Origin of the sequence: Sorangium sp. So ce367 (assembly GCF_051520455.1) — a bacterium.
In the GTDB taxonomy this organism is placed as follows: Bacteria; Myxococcota_A; Polyangia; order Polyangiales; family Polyangiaceae; genus Sorangium; species Sorangium cellulosum_B.
The window spans coordinates 3,505,130-3,525,917 of sequence record NZ_CP150334.1 but is presented as its reverse complement, the minus strand read 5'-3'; the positions used below and the strand labels follow the sequence as shown (position 1 = coordinate 3,525,917).

Annotated in this window: 16 protein-coding genes; 11 read left to right on the top strand and 5 right to left on the bottom strand. The window is 72.6% G+C overall.

Features of this window, described 5'->3' with window-relative positions:
- The first annotated feature begins 176 nt into the window (after nt 1–176).
- From WME97_RS13630 to WME97_RS13605, 6 genes are all read left to right on the top strand, one after another.
- A complete protein-coding gene (locus WME97_RS13630; protein ID WP_437552330.1) occupies nt 177–674 on the top strand; it encodes a hypothetical protein in 498 nt (165 codons plus the stop codon).
- 278 nt (nt 675–952) lie between these two features.
- On the top strand, nt 953–1,882 hold the full coding sequence (locus WME97_RS13625) for a hypothetical protein (protein WP_437552329.1): 930 nt from the start codon (nt 953–955) through the stop codon (nt 1,880–1,882).
- Nucleotides 1,883–1,982: 100 nt separating this feature from the next.
- Nucleotides 1,983–3,266 carry an RNA polymerase sigma factor gene (locus tag WME97_RS13620; RefSeq protein WP_437552328.1) on the top strand — a complete coding sequence of 428 codons (1,284 nt, stop codon included), beginning with the start codon at nt 1,983–1,985 and terminating at the stop codon, nt 3,264–3,266.
- Nucleotides 3,267–3,765: 499 nt separating this feature from the next.
- The gene (locus WME97_RS13615; RefSeq protein WP_437552327.1) at nt 3,766–4,560 is read left to right on the top strand and encodes an RNA polymerase sigma factor; all 795 of its coding nucleotides are present in this window, start codon (nt 3,766–3,768) and stop codon (nt 4,558–4,560) included.
- Between the two features lie 238 nt (nt 4,561–4,798).
- Complete coding sequence (locus WME97_RS13610; protein WP_437552326.1) at nt 4,799–5,866, top strand: 3-deoxy-7-phosphoheptulonate synthase; 1,068 nt, start codon at nt 4,799–4,801, stop codon at nt 5,864–5,866.
- A gap of 180 nt (nt 5,867–6,046) precedes the next feature.
- On the top strand, nt 6,047–7,423 hold the full coding sequence (locus tag WME97_RS13605; protein ID WP_437552325.1) for a hemolysin family protein: 1,377 nt from the start codon (nt 6,047–6,049) through the stop codon (nt 7,421–7,423).
- A gap of 14 nt (nt 7,424–7,437) precedes the next feature.
- On the opposite strand, the gene WME97_RS13600 is transcribed toward WME97_RS13605, so the two are convergent.
- Entirely contained in the window at nt 7,438–8,844 is a 1,407-nt protein-coding gene (locus tag WME97_RS13600; RefSeq protein WP_437552324.1) for a POT family MFS transporter, read from the bottom strand.
- A 316-nt stretch (nt 8,845–9,160) separates the two neighbouring features.
- Here WME97_RS13600 and WME97_RS13595 point away from each other — a divergent pair, with 316 nt between their 5' ends.
- A complete protein-coding gene (locus WME97_RS13595; RefSeq protein ID WP_437552323.1) occupies nt 9,161–10,960 on the top strand; it encodes an MXAN_6577-like cysteine-rich protein in 1,800 nt (599 codons plus the stop codon).
- A gap of 47 nt (nt 10,961–11,007) precedes the next feature.
- Complete coding sequence (locus WME97_RS13590) at nt 11,008–11,964, top strand: YheT family hydrolase (RefSeq protein ID WP_437552322.1); 957 nt, start codon at nt 11,008–11,010, stop codon at nt 11,962–11,964.
- Nucleotides 11,965–11,987: 23 nt separating this feature from the next.
- Here the strand turns inward: WME97_RS13590 and WME97_RS13585 are convergent, their stop codons facing one another.
- Nucleotides 11,988–12,731: a YqjF family protein gene (locus WME97_RS13585; protein WP_437552321.1), complete on the bottom strand. Its 744-nt coding sequence runs from the start codon at nt 12,729–12,731 to the stop codon at nt 11,988–11,990.
- Between the two features lie 106 nt (nt 12,732–12,837).
- On the opposite strand from WME97_RS13585, the gene dhaK reads away from it, so the two are divergent.
- Genes dhaK through ptsP form a run of 3 tightly spaced genes read left to right on the top strand, consistent with a single transcriptional unit; the run spans nt 12,838 to nt 16,976 of the window.
- Nucleotides 12,838–13,839: a dihydroxyacetone kinase subunit DhaK gene (dhaK, locus tag WME97_RS13580; protein ID WP_437552320.1), complete on the top strand. Its 1,002-nt coding sequence runs from the start codon at nt 12,838–12,840 to the stop codon at nt 13,837–13,839.
- Nucleotides 13,840–13,842: 3 nt separating this feature from the next.
- Nucleotides 13,843–14,502 (top strand): dihydroxyacetone kinase subunit DhaL, encoded by a 660-nt coding sequence (gene dhaL, locus WME97_RS13575; protein WP_437552319.1) that lies wholly within the window; start codon nt 13,843–13,845, stop codon nt 14,500–14,502.
- Nucleotides 14,499–16,976, top strand: coding sequence for a phosphoenolpyruvate--protein phosphotransferase (gene ptsP, locus WME97_RS13570; protein ID WP_437552318.1), 2,478 nt, complete (start codon nt 14,499–14,501; stop codon nt 16,974–16,976). Before dhaL ends, ptsP begins: the two co-directional genes overlap by 4 nt.
- Nucleotides 16,977–17,091: 115 nt before the next feature.
- Here ptsP and WME97_RS13565 read toward each other — a convergent pair whose 3' ends face one another.
- From WME97_RS13565 to wecB, 3 genes are all read right to left on the bottom strand, one after another.
- On the bottom strand, nt 17,092–18,687 hold the full coding sequence (locus WME97_RS13565; protein ID WP_437552317.1) for a pentapeptide repeat-containing protein: 1,596 nt from the start codon (nt 18,685–18,687) through the stop codon (nt 17,092–17,094).
- 11 nt (nt 18,688–18,698) lie between these two features.
- The gene (locus WME97_RS13560) at nt 18,699–19,319 is read right to left on the bottom strand and encodes a pilin (protein ID WP_437552316.1); all 621 of its coding nucleotides are present in this window, start codon (nt 19,317–19,319) and stop codon (nt 18,699–18,701) included.
- Nucleotides 19,320–19,582: 263 nt separating this feature from the next.
- On the bottom strand, nt 19,583–20,701 hold the full coding sequence (gene wecB / locus WME97_RS13555) for a non-hydrolyzing UDP-N-acetylglucosamine 2-epimerase (RefSeq protein ID WP_437535334.1): 1,119 nt from the start codon (nt 20,699–20,701) through the stop codon (nt 19,583–19,585).
- Nucleotides 20,702–20,788 lie beyond the last annotated feature (87 nt).

Here is a 20,788-nt window from a genome sequence, read left to right as displayed (position 1 = left end):
GTGCATCGGGTCGAGGTGTCCACTCCGCTCCGTACCGCACCGATCCCGCCCTAGCCGGGACGCCGATGCGACGCGCCGGTTGTGCCGCCGTGCTCGTTGTTTTGATGGCGACGACCCCGGTGCACGCGGATACGCCTCGGTCTGAATCGGGACGGGAGACTCAGGAGGACGACCACATGTTCCGCGGCGAGATCTCCGCGTCACCGCTGCTCGCCGTGGGCCTCCTGCCCGCGCTCGGCGGAGGGGCCTCTTTCGCCACGGCGTTCCGCTGGCCCAGCCTGTCGATCGGCGTCGAGGCGCGGATGTTCACCTCCCTGGCAGACACCTTCGCGGACGGCGTCCTGGTCCATGCGAGCCTGGCGATGCCGACGCTCGACATCTGCGGTCATCGCGGGGTCCTGTCGGTGTGCGCCGTCTTCGACGCCGGCGAGCTGCGGATCACGAGCGACCCCGGCGTCAGCATTCAAGCGCGCCAGCCGTGGGTCAGCTCGGTCGGCCTGCGGGTCGCGGGCGACTGGCGCTTCTCCGAGCAGCTGTTCCTGCGCGGGTTCGCCGAGCTGCACACGAACCACAGCCGTCCGTCCCTCTGGGTGAACAACAGAGAGGTATGGCGGGTCCCTCCGCTCTCCGGCGTGGTCGGCGTGGGGCTCGTGCTCCCCGTGGATGCCTTCTGAGCGAGTCACCCTGGCCGCCCCCTGGACGGGAATGCGGCCGATGACACCTGGCCTGAACAAGCGGTCACCACGCCGCGATGAGCACCATGTCAGCAGCATCAGCAAGAGACACCGGGGCTGACGCGGCGACGCAGGACCGACCCGGCTCCGCGCGTCGGCGATCCCTGGCCGGACTTCGGGCGGGCGGAACCAGCGTCCGAGCGCCGTGGTGGCTCGTCGCTGCGGCCGCGGCCCTGCTGTCGCCCTGGCGCGCCGGCGCCGCGCCGCCCCGCGCCGCAGTGCAGCTCGAGTACCGGCGCGCGCCAGGGGCCGAGCGCTGCCCGGGCGAGGCGCTCCTGCGCGAGGAGATGGCCAGGCAGCTCGGCTATGACCCGGTGGAGCCCGAGGCGGCCGCGCAGGCCAAAGCCCTTGTCTTCCGCGGTCCAGGGAGGGAGATACACGCCACCATGGATCTCTACGACGCGGATGGATCCATCGCATGGTCACGGCACCTGGTCGTCTATCACGACGACTGCAAAGAGCTTGTCATGAACATGGCGCTCTCGCTCCGGGTCGCGCTCGATCCGAGCCTCCACGTGCCGCCCGCCGCGCCCCCACCGCCGCCCTCCCCCGCCCCGCCCCCGGCCGACGCCGCTGCCGCCGCGCCCGCGCGGCGGGCGTGGCCCGACGTCAGGGTCGGCCTTGCGGGGTCCGCGGTGCTCGGAACCCTGCAGGGGACGACCGCCGGGACGGCGCTCCATGTCGCGCTCCGCTATCCATCCTTCACCCTCGGCGTGGAAGGCCATGTTCAATTGCCGGTCACGATTCAGCTCGACGAGGCGACGAGCATCTCGACCTGGCTCGCGGCGGCGAACGTGATGCCGTGTTCGCAGCGCCGTCACCTCTTCGCGTGTGCCGTCGCGTCGGTCGGGGTCGTGACGACCTCCAGCACCGACGCCAGGATCATCGACACCTCGTCGCTCTGGCTCGCCACAGGGCCGCGCGCAGGCATCGAGATGCCGATCTCCGATCGGCTCGCCATCCAGTTCTATGGCGACATCCTGCTCCGCCTCTCGGAGTTCCGCGTCGAGAGCCAGGAACGTGTGCTCTGGACCCCGCCCGCCTACGGCGGGCTCGTGGGCCTCCGCCTGGACGTCAACCTCGATCCGCGGAGCGAGGCGCCCGCGCGTCGCGCTGCCCTCCCTCGGGGTGCCGAGGCAGCGCATTGACAAGCTTCGCGACGACGACGCCGTCGCCACGCTCGAGGGGGGAACAGAGATGGGGTCACAGTCACGCAAAAACACATCCGCAGAGCCTTCCCACGCCCGCATGGCGGAGATCGCCGACGAGCACTTCTCGTTCATCGCCCGCTACCTCGCCCGGCTCGGGGTTCGCGCGCAGGACATCGAGGACGTCACCCAGGAGGTCCTCGCCGGCGCCTACCGTGCGCTGCCGCGGTTCGATCCCAGCCGGGGCACCGTGCGGTCGTGGCTCATGGGCATCGCGACCCACCAGGCGTCGAACCATTTCCGACGGGCCCACCGCCGCCACGAGCGCCTCCGGCCGTTCGACGATCTCGCGGCGCTGCCCGACGTCACCCCCGACTCCGAGCAGCACGCCATCGCGAGGGACCGGCGCTGCGTGCTCGACAAGCTGCTCCAGGAGATGCCCATGGAGCGCCGCTGCGTGTTCGTCGCCCATGAGCTCGAGGAGATCGACATGGCCGAGATCGCCCAGCAGCTGTCGATCCCCCTGAGCACCGCGTGGAGCCGGCACCGGCTCGCCTGGGTCGACATCGAGGCGGCGATGCGTCGCTGGCAGGCGCGGCAGCGCGGCCGCGGCATCGCGCTCATCCCCTTCAGCGCCGGCGCGCTCGTCCAGGAGGCGCGCACGGGAGGCGAGGGCGCGCCGACGTTGCTCACGAGGCTGTACCGCAGCGTCCGCGGGGTGTTCTCTCCGTGGCCATGGAAGCTCCCGATCGAGGGCGGCGCGCCGACGCGGACAGGCTCGCTCCATATCGCAGCGAGCATCGCAGTCCCGCTGGCGAGCGCCGCCGCCGTCATCGCGCTCACCCTCGGCGCGCTGCGCGCCGCCTCGACGCCGGCCGCCGCCGGCACGCGCGCGGCGACCGGGCTCGCCATGGCGGTCATCCCGACGCCGCCGCCCCCGCCCGCGCTGCCGCCGCCGCCCCCGCCCGCGCTGCCACCGTCCCCGGCCGCGCTGCCGCCGTCCCCGGCCGCGCAGCTGCCGCCGCCCGCCGCAGCTGCAGCGGCGGGCGATCCGCAGGGCGGCCGGATCGCGGGCGCCGGGAACTCGCGAGCGACAAGCGCGGCGCTGCCCGCGCAGAAGGCCGCGCCCCGTCCGTCGGGCGGAGCGACCTTGCCCTCCGCGGGACCGTCTGGGGCGTCGAACGATCAGGAGATCGCCGCGGAGCGCACCCTCATCGACGGCGCGATCACGGCGCTGTCGCGCGGTCGTTATGCGGAGGCGAAGCGCCGCCTGATCGAGCACCGGATGAGGTTCCCAGCCGGCCGCCTCACCGCCGAGAGGAACGCGGCGCTGCGCGCGCTCCGCGCGAGGACGGCAGCCGCCGGGCCCCGCCCGCTCCTGTAGAGCGGCGGTCACCCGCTTCGGATACGGGCCCACCTCGACGTTTTCGGTGCTCAGCGCACCGGAGTGCGCTTGCGCGCCGAAAACGCCGATCTGGGCCCGTCTCCTGTGCGGGAGACCGCCGCTCTGCTCTCCATGTATCTGCATGGTGCAGAGGTGGGCGGAAACCGCTGTAGCACTGCGCGGATGGCGAGGATTTGAACCGCCGAGGACACCAGGAGACTGGAGCCCTCGCCCCTCTAGACCCCTCGTCCGCCTCTCCTATCGGCACCGCCGGGGCACGGCGAAGCCGAAGCCCGGTCGAGAGCGATTCCCCTGTTCAGCTCTCGACGACGTCAGTGCTGCTCTCCTGCACAGGAGACGCTCCATACCGAGCGCTGCTCTCCCGTCCTTGGCGCTCGGGGGCGAGATGCAGGGGATCGGGCGCGCACAGAAGATCATTTTTCAGAGCCGATGGCTTTTTTTTTGAGATGGGAGATCAGGTCCTCCTAATTAAGCGAGCATGGGACAACCGCATCGCACTCTCGCACCGTCGATGCCGCTGGATAGACAGCGGGCCTTCGTCCGGCTCTTTCGGGGGAAGACCTACGACTCCGTATGGAATTGGCTTAGGCGGCTCGGGGTCCCACGCCGTGATCGGCGAGACATTCTCCAGGATGTGTTCCTCGCCGGATACCAGAGCTTCCCATCGTACGACCCGCTCCGCGCGCGACCGGAGCGGTGGCTCAACAGGATCACGGTCCACGTGGCCGCCCACTACCGCGACCGCGCGCACCACCGGCGCGAAGAGCTGTCCTCCGGCCACGCCCCGCGCCGCGTCGCCGACGAGCGCCCGAACGCCGAGGAGCAGATCGACGCAGAGCAGACGCGCTCCCTCATCCTCTCGCGGCTCAGGTCGCTGCAGGCCGAGGAGCAGCAGATCCTCATCGCGCACGACATCGAAGGCGTGCCGATGGCGACGGTCGCCGAACAACACGGGATCCCGCTGTCGACGGCGTACAAGTGGCGCACGCGCGCGCTCGCGTCCCTGCGCGCGCTGCTCGAGGAGCCCCGCGCAGAGCGCAGGCCGCAACGACCGCCGCGACCGACGGCGAGCGACGTCACCGAGGCGGCGCGCTCGGCGAGCGCCGCACGCTCGGCGCCCCCCCCACGCCGGACGGCGCTGGCAGAGCGACCCGTCCGCTCGACCACAGCGGGCACGAAGCGGCCGGCGGCGCCCTGCCGCACGCAGCCGAAGGGCGCCCCGTTCCTGCGGCGGCCGGGCGGGGAGCGGCCACACTCACCAGCGCGCTTATGACCGGCGGAGGCCGCCAGCGCGGTCGGGCCAGCGCTCGCCCGAACGCCGGCGTCAGCCCGGATCCGACGGCCCCCCATGACCCGATAGCCCGCCCGCGCCTGCGAGACAAATCTTCAGGCCGATCGCAAGCCGCACGGGATACGGGAGTACGGGGCGCCGTGCGCCGACCAGAAAGCGTCTCCGGCCCACGCGCGGGTAGTCGGGGCGTATGTCGTCGCGCTATGCTGGAGCCTCAACGATGTACTACTCGACCGACGACCTTCGTATTGCAGGGCTCAGGCCCTTGATCCCCCCCGCGATCCTTATCGAAGAGATCCCCGTCAGCCCCGCGGCCTCCGAGACCGTGGCCTTCACGCGCAAGGCCGCCGAGCGCGTGATCTCGGGCGACGACGACCGGATCATCGTGGTGGTGGGCCCCTGCTCCATCCACGACCCCAAGGCCGCCCTGGAGTACGCCGCGCAGCTCCGGGAGGCGCGCGACCGGCTGAGCGACGATCTGCTCGTGGTCATGCGCGTGTACTTCGAGAAGCCGCGCACCACGGTCGGCTGGAAGGGGCTGATCAACGATCCCGACCTCGACGGGAGCTTCTCGATCAACAAGGGGCTCCGCGTCGCCCGCGGGCTGCTCCGCGACATCGCCGAGCTCGGGCTCGCGAGCGCGACCGAGTTCCTGGACACGATCTCGCCGCAGTTCATCGCGGATTTCATCTCCTGGGGCGCGATCGGCGCGCGCACGACCGAGAGCCAGATCCACCGCGAGCTCGCCTCCGGGCTCTCGTGCCCCGTCGGCTTCAAGAACAGCACCGAGGGCGACGTCCAGATCGCGGTCGACGCCGTGCGGGCCGCGCGCGAGGCGCACCATTTCCTCTCCGTGACGAAGCAGGGGATCTCGGCGATCGTGGCGACGCGCGGCAACGCGTCGTGTCACGTGATCCTGCGCGGCTCGCAGCGCGGGCCCAACTACGCGGCCGAGCACGTCCGCGAGGCGGCCGACCGCCTGACCAAGGCAGGCCTGCCGCGCCGGCTGATGGTCGACTGCAGCCACGGCAACAGCCAGAAGGATCCGGCGCGCCAGAGGATCGTGGCCGAGAGCCTGGCCGACCAGCTGCGCTCGGGCTCGCGGGACATCCTCGGCGTGATGATCGAGAGCCACCTCGTGGGAGGCCGGCAGGATCTCGCGCCGGGCAAGCTCCCCACCTACGGCCAGAGCATCACCGACGCCTGCCTCGGGTGGAACGACACCGTTCCGGTGCTCGAGCTGCTCGCGCAGGCGGTGCGGGACCGGCGAGCCAGCAAGGCGGCGTGAGCCCTCCGCGCAGCGCCTGCGGCCGCGCGTGATGGCGCGGCGGCCGCCGCGCGTGGCGGATCCCTTCAGAAAATTTCATCATAAGCGTAATTCACGGCCCGCGGCACGCTGCAGCCACGGCCGCCTGGGTTTCGTGCGCCGCGGGCTCGGCGCCGCTGCCGTCCGGGCGAGCGACACGCTATGCCTGCACCCGGGAACGCCGCGGAGGGAGCCGCCATTCTCTCGGAAATCCTCATCATCCTGGCCCTCGTGCTCGTGAACGGCGTCTTCTCGGGCGCCGAGATCGCGATCGTCACGGTCCGCAAGACGCGGCTCGACCAGCTCGTCCAGTCGGGGAGCCGCCGGGCGTGGGCGGTGAAGCGCCTGCGGGGCAACCCGGAGCGCTTCCTCGCCACCGTGCAGATCGGCATCACCGTCGTCGGCGCAACCGCAAGCGCCTTCGGCGGGTCGACCCTCGCGAAGGACCTCGCGCCGGTCCTCCGCGCGGTGCCGTGGGTCGGGGACGCGGCGGACGAGCTCGCGTTCGCCGCGGTGGTCGCGCTCGTCTCCTTCCTGTCGCTCGTCCTCGGCGAGCTCGTCCCGAAGTCGCTCGCGCTCCGCGCCTCCGAGCGGTACGCGATGCTCGTCGGCCCGCCGCTCCGCGGGCTCTCGTCGCTCGCCCGCCCGCTCGTCTGGCTGCTCACCGCCAGCTCCAACCTGGTGCTGAGGCTCTTCGGCGACCGCACGAACTTCGTCGAGGCGCGCCTCTCCCCCGAGGAGATCCAGCAGATCGTCGACGAGGCCGCCGAGGCGGGCTCGGTCGACAAGCGCGCCGGCGAGATCGCGTCCCGCGCCATCGATTTCGGCTGGCTCACCGCGCTCCAGGTGATGCTCCCCCGCGGCCGCGTCGTGGCGCTCCCGCGCGACGCGGCCGCCCCGGAGGTGCAGCGCGCCGTGCTGGAGCACGGCCACACGCGGATGCCGGTCTACGAGGGGTCGAACGACAACGTGATCGGCTACGTCACGATGCCGGAGGTGCTGGCGCTCCTGTGGGGCGACGGGCAGTTCTCGCTGGAGAGCATCCTGCGCCCGGCGTACTTCGTTGTCGGGTCGATGCCGGCCGTCGATCTCCTCGCCGAGCTGAAGCGGCGCCGGCTCCAGCTCGCCGTCGTCGTGGACGAGCAGGGCGGCATGATCGGCATCATCACGATGGAGGACCTCGTCGAGGAGCTCGTCGGCGAGATCTTCGCCGAGAACGAGGCGCACCCGCCCCACGCAGAGACGATCCGGCGCGAGCCGGACGGGTCGGCGCTCGTGCCCGGCGACATGCCGGTCCACGAGGTCAGCCGGCAGCTCGCGATCGCGCTGCCGGACGACGTCCGCTGGTCGACGGTCGCGGGGCTCTGCCTGGGGCTCGCCCGGCGAATCCCCGCGCCCGGCGACGTCGTGACGACCCCGGACGGGGCGGAGCTCCACATCGTCGACGCGAGCCCGCGGCAGATCCGCACGGTGCGGGTCCGCATCCCGCCCGCGCATCCGAGCGAGCCCGAGGACGAGGAGCGGCGCGGCGAGGGCTGAGCCGGCGCGACGCGTCAGGACGCAGCGGCGGGCGCGCCCGGGGGCCTCCGCTGGAAGTAGTCGACAACCACGTAGCGCCGGGCGAGGAGGCCGAAGACGACAGCCGCGATCAGGATGAGCGCCGCGAAGAAGAGGTATTGAAGCGCGCCCGTGAACACGTTGAGCGCCGCCACGCCGGCGGTGATCAGGTTGCCGACCGTCACGGTGAGGTTCCAGAAGCTCATGATGGTGCTCTTCATCTCCCGCGGCGCCTGGGAGTAGGCGAACTCGAGGCCCGTGGTGGACACCAGCACCTCGGCGAGCGTGATGAGCAGGTACGGCCCGGCCTGCCAGAGCACGCTCGGGCGCTCACCCGAGGTCATGGCGAGCTCGATGGCGGCGACGGCCACGAACGAGAGCCCCGCGATCGCCATCCCGGCCGTCATGCGGCCGAGCGCCGCGAGGCGGACGCCGCGCCGCTCGAGCGCGGGGTAGAGGATCATCGTGTTGAAGGGGATGATCAGCATCACGAGGAGGGGGTTCAGCGCCATGAGCTGCGACGGAGCGAGCTTGTGGCCGAGCACCTCGAGATCCATGCGGGTCGCCTGGACGATCCAGGTCGACCCCTTCTGATCGAACAGCGCCCAGAACACCGGGATGGGGGCAAAGATCGTCATCACCCGCAGGACGGCCTTGGCGCCGTCGATCGCGCCCTCCGGGTGCCTGCCGAGCGCGGCGTCGAGGAAGTGCCCGCGCGCGGCGCTGCCACGCGCGTCGCGCCCCACCCGGACAGCGTCCCAGAGGACGCGGAGGAACGAGTGGGGGTTCTTGCCGGTCGGCGGCACGTGCACATACCGGTCGCGCCCACTCCAGAACACGAGCGTCGCGATGAACATGAGCGCGCCCGGGATCCCGAAAGCCACCCTCGGCCCCCACCACTCCAGGGTCTTCGGGATCAGCGCCGACGCGAAGAACGAGCCGAAGTTGATGATCCAGTAAAAGAGGGCGAACACGCTCTTGACGAGGTGCTTGTTCTCCTCGGAGAACTGGTCACCGACGTGCGCCGAGACGCAGGGCTTGATGCCGCCCGAGCCGAGCGCGATGAGCGCGAGCCCCGCGTAGAAGCCGGCCGGACGGCTCTCGAAGACCGCGAGGCACGCGTGCCCCGCGCAATAGACGAGCGAGAGCCAGAGGATCGTCCGATACTTCCCGAGGAAGCGGTCGGACAGGAATCCCCCGAGGAGCGGGAAGAAATAGCAGGCGCTCACGAACAGGTGGTAATTGGCCTTGGCCACATGCTCGTGGATGAGCATGTAGTTGATCATGAAGAACGTTAAGATGTTCTTCATCCCGTAAAAGCTGAAGCGCTCGCACCCCTCGTTTCCGATGATGTACTTGATCTGAGGGGGAAATCGGTCGGTGCTAGGAGCGGTTTGCGTCATGGCAGGCCCTCACGCGCGCCATCCCTCCGTAGACCGCCTCCCGCGCCAGGGCAATCCGCGCTGCCGCCCTCCCCTCCGGAGAGCGCCGGCGCGGGCTGGCCACGCGCGGCTAGGCCAGCCCGAGCAGCGCACCCTGTGGTCAAGGTGTGCGACGGTGGCAAAACGGCGCGCGCACGCGCCGGCGCAGATGACGATCGACGATCCACGCGCGGGATTCAGGCTGCAAGCATTGACATCCTGGAAGGCCATCGTCGTATCCTCCCGGTAGCTCCGCGTTACGACCCCCGTCGTCGGCGACTCTGCCGAGGGAAGGTTCATGGAAAAGCTCAAATCGCGCTTCAGGCTCGCGCCGACGTATACCCTGCTCTGGCTCGCTGCGGCGGCGCTCGCCTCCGTGGCATCGTGTTCGGACGGCGGCCCCAGCACGAGCGCGTGCGTCGCGCCGGAGACGGAGTGCGACGGCATCTGTATCAACACGGGCACGAGCACGAGCCACTGCGGCGCGTGCGGCGTGGCGTGCGACAGCGATCAGACCTGCCGCGACGGCGAGTGCGTGGCCGTGGCCGCGTGCGACGACGGCCTCGCGGCGTGCGGCGACAGCTGCGTCGACCCCCAGAGCGACGAGGCGAACTGCGGCCGCTGTAACAACGCCTGCGAGGAGGGGCAGACCTGCGAGGCCGGCGAGTGCCAGGACGAGGGCAGCTGCCCCGCGGGGCGCACCGACTGCGGCGGCACGTGCGTCGACGTCGCGTCCGATCCGGACAACTGCGGCGAGTGCGACGCCGCGTGCACGGACGGCCAGACCTGCGAGTCTGGCGAGTGCCAGGACGGCGAGTGCTCGACGGGGCTCACCGACTGCAACGGCGCCTGCGTCAACCTCCAGAACGACGCCGGGAATTGCGGCGCGTGCGGCACCGCGTGCACGGACGACCAGACGTGCGTCGCCGGCGAATGCCAGGACGGCTGCGGCTCCGGGCTCACGGCCTGCAACGGCGTCGAGGTCTGCGTCGACCTCCAGACCAGCGCCGATCACTGCGGCGAGTGCGGCGCCGCGTGCAACGACTCGCAGGTCTGCCAGTCCGGGGCGTGCGCGTGCACGGTGAGCCCGGGCAACGATCTCGGCAGCGCCGTGCCGCAGATCGTCAACGGCACGACCGCGGGCCAGGCGAACACGTATTCCCCGACGTGCTCCGCCACGAGCTCGGGCGAGCGCATCTACTCGTTCACCGCCGCGACCGCGGGCGTCTACTCGTTCGACAGCACGAACTCCGGCTACAGCGTCGTCCTCGCCCTCCTCGACGCGACGGGGTGCTCCGAGATCGCGTGCAGCGCCGACCCGAGCGCGGTCATCACGGCCGACCTGGCCATGGGCCAGACCGTCTACATCGTGGTCGACGGCGCGGAGGGCCAGGCGGGCACCTTCGAGCTGAGCGTGACGCGTGCGAGCGCGCCGAGCTGCCCGGCGGGGACCCTCGCCTCGTCGGTGCCGCAGACGATCACCGGCAGCACGATCGGCCGACCCAACAGCGTGCGGCCGACCGTGACGACGGCCTGCCGCCAATCGAGCAGCCCCGACGCGGGATACGCGTTCACGGCGCCGGTCGCCGGCGACTACACCTTCGATACGTTCGGATCGGCGTTCGACACGATGCTCCACGTGCACGACGCGACCTGCAGGGGGGCTCAGCTCGCGTGCAACGACGACACGGACGTCGAGCAGTCGGAGGTCACGGTGACGCTCGCGGCGGGTCAGACCGTCGTGGTCGTGGTGGACGGCTCGACCGACACCAGCGATGGCGCGTTCACGCTCAACGTGAAGCGGGCCGTCCCGCCGCCTGTATGCGACAACTCGGGCACCTGCGGCGACGGCAGCTCGGGGTGCACCCGGTGCGCGCTCGAGACCAGCTGCGCCGACGAGCTCTCGGCGTGCACGGACAGCATCCCGTGCATGGAGTACGTCAGCTGCTTCCGTACGTGCGACACGGCCGCCTGCAAGGCGGCCTGCAGGACGGCAGACCCGGCCAGCGCGGACCTCTACGAAGCGATGCTCCAGTGCGCCCACTGCGACGTGTGCCGGAACGATTGCAGCGGCTCGTCGGAGGTCGTGTGTCGCTGAGCGAGCGGGTGAAATAGAAACGCTGCGTCGCCCGTGTTACGAACGGGATGATGCAGCGCATCCTCCACGGCCACTTCTGGACGGTCGCTCCCTGGCTCAAGCATCAGATTCGCGCCCCGCGGCTCGCTCCGTCTTCCCCCTTCTCGATCCACGTCGATGAGACTCCTGCCGGGCCCGTCCGGTTGCTCGGCAGGATCCGCCACCGAGAAGGCGCGGGCTCGATCCTCGTCGTCGTCCACGGGCTCGGCGGCACCAGCGAGAGTTATTATGTGGTCGAGGCCGCCCTGAGGGCCGAGCGCGCCGGGCTCGCCTGCCTGCGCATCAACCTGCGCGGCGCCGGGGGCGACGGAGACGACATCTACCACGCTGGCCTGTTCTCCGATCTCCACGCCGCCATCACCTCCCCCGAGCTCGACCGGTACGAGCGCGTGCTCGTGCTCGGCTACTCGCTGGGCGGGCATATCGCCCTCCGTTACGCGGCGTCGGGCTCGCTCGACGGGCGCGTCCAGGCCGTGGCGGCCGTCTGCCCGCCGCTCGACCTGGAGCGAGCCGTGGCCGCCATCGATCAGCCCGAACGGTGGGTTTACCGCAGGCACGTGATGGCCGGGCTGAAGGAGATGTACACCGCCATCGCCTCGCGCCGCGCCGTGCCCGTGCCCCTCGACGAGGCGCTCGCCATTCGCACGATCCGCGAATGGGACCGGCGCATCATGACGCGACGCTTCGGCTACCAGAGCGCGGAGGCCTACTACGCGAGCGAGAGCGCCGCCCCGCGCCTCCGCGACATCGCCGTCCCGTCGCTGATCGTCGCGGCGGAGGCCGACCCGATGGTGCCCCTCGACACGGTGCGGCCGGCGATCGAGGCCTGCCCGCGCTCGCCGCTGCTCGACGTGCAGTGGCTCCGCCACGGCGGGCACGTGGGCTTCCCGCGGACGCTGAGCCTCGGGTTCGGGGCGGCGCCGGGCCTCGAGTCCCAGGTCATCCACTGGCTCACGAGGCATTGACGCGCGGCCGCGGCGCGGCGGCGTCACCCGCGCGGCGCGGCGGACGTCAGCGCGTAGACGTCGACGTCCACGCCCGGGCTATAGAGCACGTGCGGCGCCCCCGCCGGGGCGGGCAGGCCGGCCGCGGCGACGACGCTCTCCTCGAGGTGGGTCACCTCGGCCCGGTGGAGCGGATAGGGCGCGTGGTGCACCTGCCCGATCCTGAGCGCGCCGCCGCTCGCGGCGAAGAGCAGGTAACGCTCGGCCAGGAAGTGCTCGAAGGTCCCCGGCGCCGCGGCGCCGCCGTCGATCGCCGCGCCGACGCGATAGCGCGCCTCGAAGCGCGCAGGCACGGGGCCCGGCCAGCGCCGCTCGCTGCGGTAACGGACGTCCCCGTCCCTCGATTCGAGATCCATCGAGGCGTAGTGATAGGGCAGGTGCCAGCCGACCCGGGCCGCGACGACCGCGATCGCCTTGGCCGCGTCCAGGCTGAAGAACCAGACGCCCGGCGCTCGCCCCTCCTGGTGAACGTAGGTGCGGACGTTGAGCTCGTGGAAGTTCGAGATCCCGGGCACGCTCGGCGACCACCAGGGGCTGACGTCGCGCATGGTGAAGGCGACGACGCCGACGTAGGCCCTGCCCTCGAAGGTGTCGAGTTCGAGCGCAGGCGGCACGACGGCGCGCAGCGCGGCGATCGGCGTCTCCCAGTGCAGGAAGAGCAGCTCTCTCCAGCGCTGGAAGCCTGCCGGACGGCCAGGAGGGCGGAGCGTGGGGGCGATTCGATCCACGGCGACCTCATCATAGGACGGCGCGGGCCGAAGATCTCCTCTCGCGGCGGGCAATGGCATGGGGATATCCTGCGCGCGGGCCGAACGGGTACGGAGCGGAGGCAGGATGAAGAAGCTCATCAATGCGCCGGACGATCTCGTCGATGAGGCGCTCGAGGGGATGGCGCTCGCGCACGCCGAGCTCCTCCGGGTGAACGCCGCGCCGCGCTTCGTCACGCGCGCGGAGGCGAAGGGCAAGGGCAAGGTCGCGCTCCTCTCCGGCGGCGGCAGCGGGCACGAGCCGCTGCACGCCGGGTTCGTCGGGCGCGGCATGCTCGACGCCGCCTGCCCCGGCGCCGTGTTCACGAGCCCGACGCCCGACCAGATCTTCGAAGCGACGCGGGCAGTCGACGGCGACGCCGGCGTGCTCCACATCATCAAGAACTACACCGGTGACGTGATGAACTTCGAGATGGCCGCCGAGCTCGCGCGCGAGGCGGGAATCCCGGTGGAGGGCGTGCTCGTGAACGACGACGTGGCGGTCGAGGACAGCCTGTACACGGCCGGACGGCGCGGCGTGGGGACGACCGTCCTCGTCGAGAAGATCTGCGGCGGCGCCGCCGAGGCGGGCCGCCCGCTCGAGGAGGTGGCGGCGCTCGGCCGACGGGTCAACGCGCGCGGCCGCAGCATGGGGGTCGCGCTCTCCGCCTGCACGGTGCCGCACGCCGGCAAGCCGTCGTTCGAGCTCGGCCCTGGCGAGATGGAGGTCGGCACCGGCATCCACGGTGAGCCCGGCCGGCGGCGGGCCAAGCTGGAGCCGGCCGACCGGGTGGCCGAGATCCTGATGCAGCCGATCCTCGACGACCTGCCGTTCGAGCCGGGCGACGACGTGCTGCTGTTCGTCAACGGCATGGGCGGGACGCCGCTCCTCGAGCTCTACGTCCTGTACCGCAAGGCGCGCGCGATCGCGCAGGGCCGCGGCCTCAAGGTCGCGCGCAGCCTCGTGGGGTCGTACATCACGTCGCTCGAGATGGCCGGCGCGTCGGTGACCCTGCTCAAGCTCGACGACGAGATGCTCCGCTGGTGGGACGCGCCGGTGCACACGCCGGCGCTGCGCTGGGGGACCTGAGCCATGGACGCCTTGAACGGCGCGCACATCGCGGCGTGGATCGAGCGCGCGGCCGACGTCATGGAGCGCGAGAAGGTGCTCCTGACCGAGCTCGACGCGGCGATCGGCGACAGCGACCACGGCGTCAACATGGCGCGCGGCTTCACGGCGGTGCGCGCCCGGCTCGGCGGCCTCGATCACGGCGACGTCGGCGCGCTGCTGAAGGGCGTCGGGATGATCTTGCTGTCGACCGTCGGCGGGGCGAGCGGCCCGCTCTACGGCACGCTGTTCCGCGACGCGGGCCAGCGGGCGGCCGGCGCCGCGGCGCTCGATCTCGCGGCCCTGACCGGGTGCCTCGAGGCGGGCCTCGACGGCGTGAAGCGGCGAGGCAAGGCGTCGCCCGGCGACAAGACGATGGTCGACGCGCTCTCCCCTGCGGTCGACGCGCTCAAGGCCGCGCTGAGCACGCCGGCGCCCACGGGCGACCCGGCGCGCTCCGCGCTCATGGACGGGCTCGCTAGCGCCGCCGAGGCGGCGCAGGCCGGCGCGCTCGCGACCGTGCCGCTCATCGCCCGCAAGGGCCGGGCGAGCTACCTCGGTGAGCGCAGCGCTGGGCACCAGGACCCCGGCGCCACGTCGTGTTCGCTCTTGCTGCGGAGCCTGGCCGCGACGGCAGGCGTATGAGCGGGGCGGCGGGCCGCGTCGGGCTCGTCCTGGTCTCGCACAGCCGGCAGCTCGCCGAGGCCACCGAGGCGCTGGCCCGCCAGATGACCGGCGAGGCGGTCGCCATCGCGTGCGCGGCGGGCGCGGGCGACGGCGGCGCGGAGCTCGGCACCGACGCGACCGCGATCGCCGCGGCGATCGAGCGCGTCTGCGGACCGGCCGGCGCCGTCGTGCTGATGGACATCGGCGGCGCGATCCTGAGCGCCGAGACGGCGCTCGAGCTCATCGATCCGGCCATCGCCGCGCGCACGCGCCTCTCCGGCGGGCCGATCGTGGAAGGGGCGGTCGCGGCGGCCGTGCGGGCTGCGGCGGGCGGCACGCTCGATCAGGTCGCCGCGGAGGCGCGGCAGGCGCTCGTTCCGAAGGCCGAGCAGCTCGGCGAGGCGGAGCGCCCCGCGGCGGCGGTGGCGGCGACCGATGCGGCCGCGCTGGCGGCGGTGGCCGCGACCGATGCGGCCGCGGCGGTCGCGGCGGTCGAGCTCGCGATCGCCGATCCGGGCGGCCTGCACGCCCGCCCCGCCGCGCGGCTCATCACGCGCGCGGTGGCCTTCGACGCGGCGATCACCCTGGAGAACGTGACGGCCGCGCGCGGTCCGGTGCCGGCCTCGAGCCTGATCGCGCTCGCGTCCCTCGGGGCGCGCCGGGGCGACGTGCTGCGCTTGCGCGCGACCGGGCGGCAGGCGGTCGAGGCGGTCGACGCGCTCGCTGCGCTCCTGCAGCGCGACGCGCCGGCGGCCGCGCCTGCGGCGCCCCCCGCGTCGTGCCACGCGATCCCCGTCGCGCCCGGCGTCGCGATCGGCCCCATGGTCCGGCTGGTGCGGTCGATGCCGGAGGTCCCCGAGACCACGGTCGACGACCCTGCAGCCGAGGCCGAGCGGCTGCGGCGGGCGCTCGTTCTGGCGGCGCAGGACCTCGGCAGCGCGCTGCGCGGCACCGACATCCTCGACGCCCATCAGGCGCTGCTCTGCGACCCGGCGCTCGTCGACGAGGCGATCGCCCGGATCGAGCGGGAGCGCTGCAACGCCGCCTGGGCCTTCCGCCAGGCGATCCACGCGGCGGCCGCGATCTACCGGCGGCTCGACGATCCGTACCTGCGGGCGCGCGAGGCCGACGTCCACGACGTGGGCGACGCCGTGGTGCGCGCCCTGCTCGGCGGCGCCGCGGCGGTGCTGCCCGACGGGCCGCCGGCCGTCGTCGTGGTCGAGGACCTCACGCCGTCGGAGGCCGCGCGGCTCGATACGAGGCGGGTGCTCGGCGTCATCGACCGGCGCGGCGGTCCCACCTCGCACGCGGCCATCCTGCTGCGGAGCGCCGGCATCCCCGCGGTCGCCGGGGCCGCGGCGCTGGTGCCGGACGCGGGCGGCGCGCGAGCCGGCCTCGACGGGGTGACCGGCGAGGTGTGGCTCGACCCGGATCCCGAGACCACGATCGAGATCGAGCGGCGACAGACGGCCCTCCGCGCGTCACGGCGACCGCCAGGCGCCCGGGACGGCCGGTTACGCCTCGCCTGCGGCCGCGAGGTCGAGCTCTGGGCGAACGTGGCTGGCCCCTCGGACGCGCGCGCCGCGCGCGAGGCTGGCGCCCTCGGGATCGGGCTCCTGCGCACCGAGATGCTGTTCCTGGACCGCGTGGACGAGCCTGGCGAGGACGAGCAGGCGGAGCTGCTCGCGGAGATCTTCGCCGAGTTCGCCGGCGCTCCCATCGTGGTCCGCACGCTCGACGCCGGCGGGGACAAGGCGCTGCCGTACCTCGATCTCGACGCCGAGACGAACCCCAGCCTGGGAGTCCGCGGCGTCCGCCTCTCCCTCGCGCGGCCGGCGCTGCTCGAGGCGCAGCTCCGGGCGATCCTGGTCGCGGGGCGCGGCCATGACATCCGGGTGCTGGTCCCGATGGTCTCGACCGCCGCGGAGGTGAGCGCCGTGCGCGCCGCGCTGGAGCGCGCGCACGCGACGCTCGCGGCGACGGGCGCGGCGCACCGCTGGCCCGTGGCCACGGGCATCATGGTCGAGGTGCCGTCGGCGGCGCTCATGGCGGAGCGCCTCGCGCGCCAGGCCGACTTCTTCAGCATCGGGACCAACGATCTGACGCAGCACACGCTGGCGGCCGAGCGCGGTCACCCGCGGCTGCACGCGCTCGCGGATCCGGCGCACCCGGCCGTGCTGCGGCTCGTGCGCGGGGTGGTGGAGGCGGGGCACGCCGCGAAGCGGCCGGTCTCGGTGTGCGGCGAGGCCGCCGGCGATCCCGGCGTCGCGCCGCTCCTCGTCGGGCTCGGGATCACGCGCCTCAGCATGTGCGCCTCCGCGTTCGACGCGGTGGAGGACGCGCTCGCCGGCGCCTCGTTCGCCGATCTCGCCGCCGTCGCCGAGGAGGCGCTCGCGGTCGACGACGCGGCGGCGGCCCGCGCAGCCCGCGCGGCGGCGCGGCGTCCGGGCTGACGTCGGTGCGGTGACGGGGCGGGCAGACGCCTGGCCAGGGGACCGCCAGACGTCTGGCCAGTCCGGCGCCCGACCTCCCGAGCGATCCGGCCCGCGACCGTCGATGCGCCGCTCGCTACAGCGCCCCCGCCGGCGCGGCGCCCTCGTGCGCGGAGCGCGCGGTGGTGTCGCCCGAGGGCTGATTTGCCCGCACCGGGTGTCCCAGCAGGCACACGCCTTCTTCGGGCAGCTCCGTCGCCGCATCGCACGCCGCGAGCTCCCAGCCGGTCGCCTGTTCGGCGTCGGTCCCGGTGAGGTCTGCACCTCGGAGGTTGGCAGCGGTCAGATCGGCGGATCCGAAGGTCGACTCCATCAGCGCGGCGCCCGAGAGGTCCGCCCCGGCGAGGCGCGCGTTCCGGAAGCTGCTCTGGCCGAGATCGGCGCGGGAGAGATCGAGTCCCGACAGATCCAGCCCGTCGAAGCTGCGGTGACCGCTCCGCGCGAGGAGGCGTACGGCGGTGGACCGTTGCGCCGCGTCGCCCGAGACGAGCGTGGCGCGCAGCCGGAAGACCGCGAGGCGCGACGGATCGAGCCCATAAACGAGCGTCGCGGCGAACGCGGCGAGCACGAGGCGGGCGCCCAGGGAACGCGGGGCGTTGCGCTCGACGCCGACGAGAGGCAGCGCGAACGTCAAGAGCGCCGCGCCCAGCGCGCTGCCGGCGTGCGCTGCCAGGAGGAGGCCGCGCGGAGGGATCTTCGCCAGGGCGACGGCGGCCGCGAGGACGAGGAGCAATGCGCCGCCGGCGAGCGCGAGGCGCAGCTCGGTCGACCGCGCGAGCTGGGGCGCGTCCGGCGCCCTCCCAGGGCCACCGGACACGGCGGCGCGGCGGACCGCCGGAGCCTCGCGCTCACCGGCAGCGCGGCGCGAGGCGCTGATCGCCACGCCCTGGCGGGGAACGTCGGTCGCGGGGGGCATCCGCTGCGACTCGGGTATCCGCTGCGACTCGGGTGGCGCCGAGATCCGTTGCGATGACCACGCCGCCTCCACCCGCCGCGACTCCGGCGCCGCCTCCATCCGCCGCGAGTCAGGCGCCGCCTCCACCCGCCGCGAGTCAGGCGCCGCCTCCACCCGCCGCGAGTCAGGCGCCGCCTCCACCCGCCGCGAGTCAGGCGCCGCCTCCATCCGCCGCGAGTCAGGCGCCGCGGGGCGACGGCTCCGCGCTGCGCTCTCGGGGACCGCGTCGGCGCTCGCGAGGGCGTCGCGCAGCGGCGAAGGGAACGACGCGACGTCGTCGAAGGACGCGCCCGCGCTCGCCAGCGCCAGGATGGCCTCCTCGTCGAAGCCGGAGCGCGCGCACGCCGACGGATCGACGCGCGCGCCCACGAGCGACCCCGCCGAGGGGAACGAGCGCGGGAGCTTGGCCCCGCGCAGATCCGCGGCCGCGAGCAGCGCCCCGCCGAGCAGCGCCCCCGAGAGATCGGCCCAGCGCAGGTCGGCCCCGGTGAGATCGGCGTTGACGAGCGACGCGGCGTCGAGCCGCGCCCCCCCGAGGTTCGCGCCGGTGAGCTTGGCCCCGTCGAGGCGCGCGCCCGCGAGGTTCGCGCCCTGGAGGTCGGCGCAACGCAGGTGCGCGGCCGCGAGGTCCGCGCCCGGGAGCTCGATGGCGGTGCTCTCGCCGCCGCGGCGCGACGAGAGGGCACCGAAGAGCGTGTGGAGAGCTGCGGTGTCCATGGCGGCGCCGCCTACTCGTCCGGGTCGATGGTGCCGATCGTGCTGGCGAACACCACCTGCCCGTCCTTCATGTAGCCATCCAGCGCGAACCACGCGTGCGTATTGTCCCCGTCGAGGTCGCCTCGCGCATAGGCGGCCCACCTGCGATCCACCGGCACGTCCTCCGGGAAATGGTTGACGGAGACGGGCATGGGAGAGCCACCGAGCCGATATCGATACTGGTACGACTGAGGGTGGCTGATCGAGAACGCAAGGCACTTCCAGCCAACGGTCGGACTCCCGGTGTTGTAGTCCACACCCGGCCTGGGATCGGGCTGATATTTGTGCCCCTGGACATGATAGAACGCGTTGGGCACGGTGACCGCATCGCTGCACAGCGGCTGGACCGCCGCGGTGCCCGACATGGCCTGGAGGCGCTCGGCCGAACCGACGACGGCCCTGGCGATGCCGCCGATCGTCTGCTTGGCCTCGGCCGATTTGGCGAACACGAGGTACCTGGACACCCCCTGGGTCCCCAGGGCGGCCAGGATCGCCACGACCCCGCCCGCGACCATCACCTCGACGAGCGAGAAACCTCGTTGACCTCGCCCTCGATCCGCCCACTCCACGCCAGGTCGAAAATTTCTTGCCACGATACAACTATATACCGGGGCTGTTCATCGATAAACAAGCACAACCCAGAGCGCTCTGGGCCATGGAGCGCTGTTTGGTCGGGGGTTGTGGGGAGTGTGGTCGTGCGAGCGGCGCGACTCCCACGTAGGCCACGGAAGAAGCGATGTGGCGGCGCGGTGAGCGCCCGTGGTGCATCCTGCGCTCGGCGTCGCGTCCGTCGCGTCCGTCGCTTCAGTCGCGCCCGTCGCTCCGGCACCGCGGCGAGCGACGATGGGCGGTGAGCTCAGGCGCGCGGGCCAGCGGTCTTGGGCGGCGGATCCCCCGCGAGGAACGCTTCCAGCGCGTCGGCGATGCGCTCGCCGGTCTTGCCGTCCCACCCCTCGGGCACGGAGCCTCGCTTGGCGCGGCCGTCGAGGATGGCGTCGACCTCGCGCGCGATGAGCGCGGCGTCGAGCCCGACGACGATGTTCGTGCCCTGCGTCACGGTGATGGGCCGCTCGGTGCCCTGACGCATCGTGAGGCACGGGATGCCGAGCGCGGTCGTCTCTTCCTGGATGCCGCCGGAGTCGGTGGCGACGAGCAGCGCATTGCCCATCACGGTCACGAAATCGTCGTATCCGAGCGGCTCCATGATCCGGAGCCCCTTCGTCTCGCGGAGGCGCGCCGACAGCCCGAAGGACTCGGCGCGGGCGACGGTGCGCGGGTGGACGGGGAACACGGTCGGCAGGCGCTGCGCGATCGCCTCGAGCGCGTCGAGCGTCTCGGCGAGCCGCTCGGCGCTGTCGACGTTGGCCGGGCGGTGGAGCGTCGCGATCGCGTACTTCTTCGGCTCGAGCCCGAAGCGCGAGAGCGCGTCCGTCTGGCGCTTGAGGGCGTAGTGCACCGAGTCGATCATCACGTTGCCGACGAACCGGATTCGCTCGGGCGGGATGCCCTCCGCGAGCAGGTTGGGGTGGGCGTCGTGAGAGGGGGTGAGCAGGAGATCGGAGAGCTGGTCGGTGAGGATGCGGTTGATCTCCTCGGGCATCGTCCAGTCGCGCGAGCGCAGCCCGGACTCCACGTGGACGACGGGAATTCCGAGCTTGGACGCCGCGAGCGCGCCCGCGAGGGTGCTGGTCACGTCCCCGACGACGACAACCACCTTGGGCCGGTGCTCGATCATGTCGGCCTCGGCGCCGACGAGGACCGCCGCGGTCTGCTGGGCGTGCGAGCCGCCGCCTGCCTTGAGCGTGTGATCCGGCGTCGGCAGGCCGAGATCCCGGAAGAACACATCGCTCATCGTCGTGTCGAAGTGCTGCCCCGTGTGGAGCAGCCGCATCGGTAGACGGCGCGCCTTGAGGGCGCGGCAGATGGGGGCGAGCTTCATGAAGTTCGGGCGCGTCGCGGCGACGAGGTAGATCATCTCGACCGAGGATGATGCCGTGGTACTCGGCGCAGCACCAGCGTTTTGACGGAGCCGCGGGCGCGGCCGGCGCTCGGTATCGCCGCT

What these genes read in the sequence shown, in the direction of transcription:
- WME97_RS13600 (WP_437552324.1), bottom strand. Translation starts at nt 8,844, where the DNA reads ATGACGCAAACCGCTCCTAGCACCGACCGATTTCCCCCTCAGATCAAG.
- WME97_RS13615 (WP_437552327.1), top strand. Translation starts at nt 3,766, where the DNA reads ATGGGACAACCGCATCGCACTCTCGCACCGTCGATGCCGCTGGATAGA.
- WME97_RS13565 (WP_437552317.1), bottom strand. Translation starts at nt 18,687, where the DNA reads ATGGACACCGCAGCTCTCCACACGCTCTTCGGTGCCCTCTCGTCGCGC.
- WME97_RS13590 (WP_437552322.1), top strand. Translation starts at nt 11,008, where the DNA reads ATGATGCAGCGCATCCTCCACGGCCACTTCTGGACGGTCGCTCCCTGG.
- ptsP (WP_437552318.1), top strand. Translation starts at nt 14,499, where the DNA reads ATGAGCGGGGCGGCGGGCCGCGTCGGGCTCGTCCTGGTCTCGCACAGC.
- WME97_RS13620 (WP_437552328.1), top strand. Translation starts at nt 1,983, where the DNA reads ATGGCGGAGATCGCCGACGAGCACTTCTCGTTCATCGCCCGCTACCTC.
- WME97_RS13610 (WP_437552326.1), top strand. Translation starts at nt 4,799, where the DNA reads ATGTACTACTCGACCGACGACCTTCGTATTGCAGGGCTCAGGCCCTTG.
- dhaK (WP_437552320.1), top strand. Translation starts at nt 12,838, where the DNA reads ATGAAGAAGCTCATCAATGCGCCGGACGATCTCGTCGATGAGGCGCTC.
- dhaL (WP_437552319.1), top strand. Translation starts at nt 13,843, where the DNA reads ATGGACGCCTTGAACGGCGCGCACATCGCGGCGTGGATCGAGCGCGCG.
- WME97_RS13595 (WP_437552323.1), top strand. Translation starts at nt 9,161, where the DNA reads ATGGAAAAGCTCAAATCGCGCTTCAGGCTCGCGCCGACGTATACCCTG.
- wecB (WP_437535334.1), bottom strand. Translation starts at nt 20,701, where the DNA reads ATGATCTACCTCGTCGCCGCGACGCGCCCGAACTTCATGAAGCTCGCC.
- WME97_RS13630 (WP_437552330.1), top strand. Translation starts at nt 177, where the DNA reads ATGTTCCGCGGCGAGATCTCCGCGTCACCGCTGCTCGCCGTGGGCCTC.
- WME97_RS13605 (WP_437552325.1), top strand. Translation starts at nt 6,047, where the DNA reads ATGCCTGCACCCGGGAACGCCGCGGAGGGAGCCGCCATTCTCTCGGAA.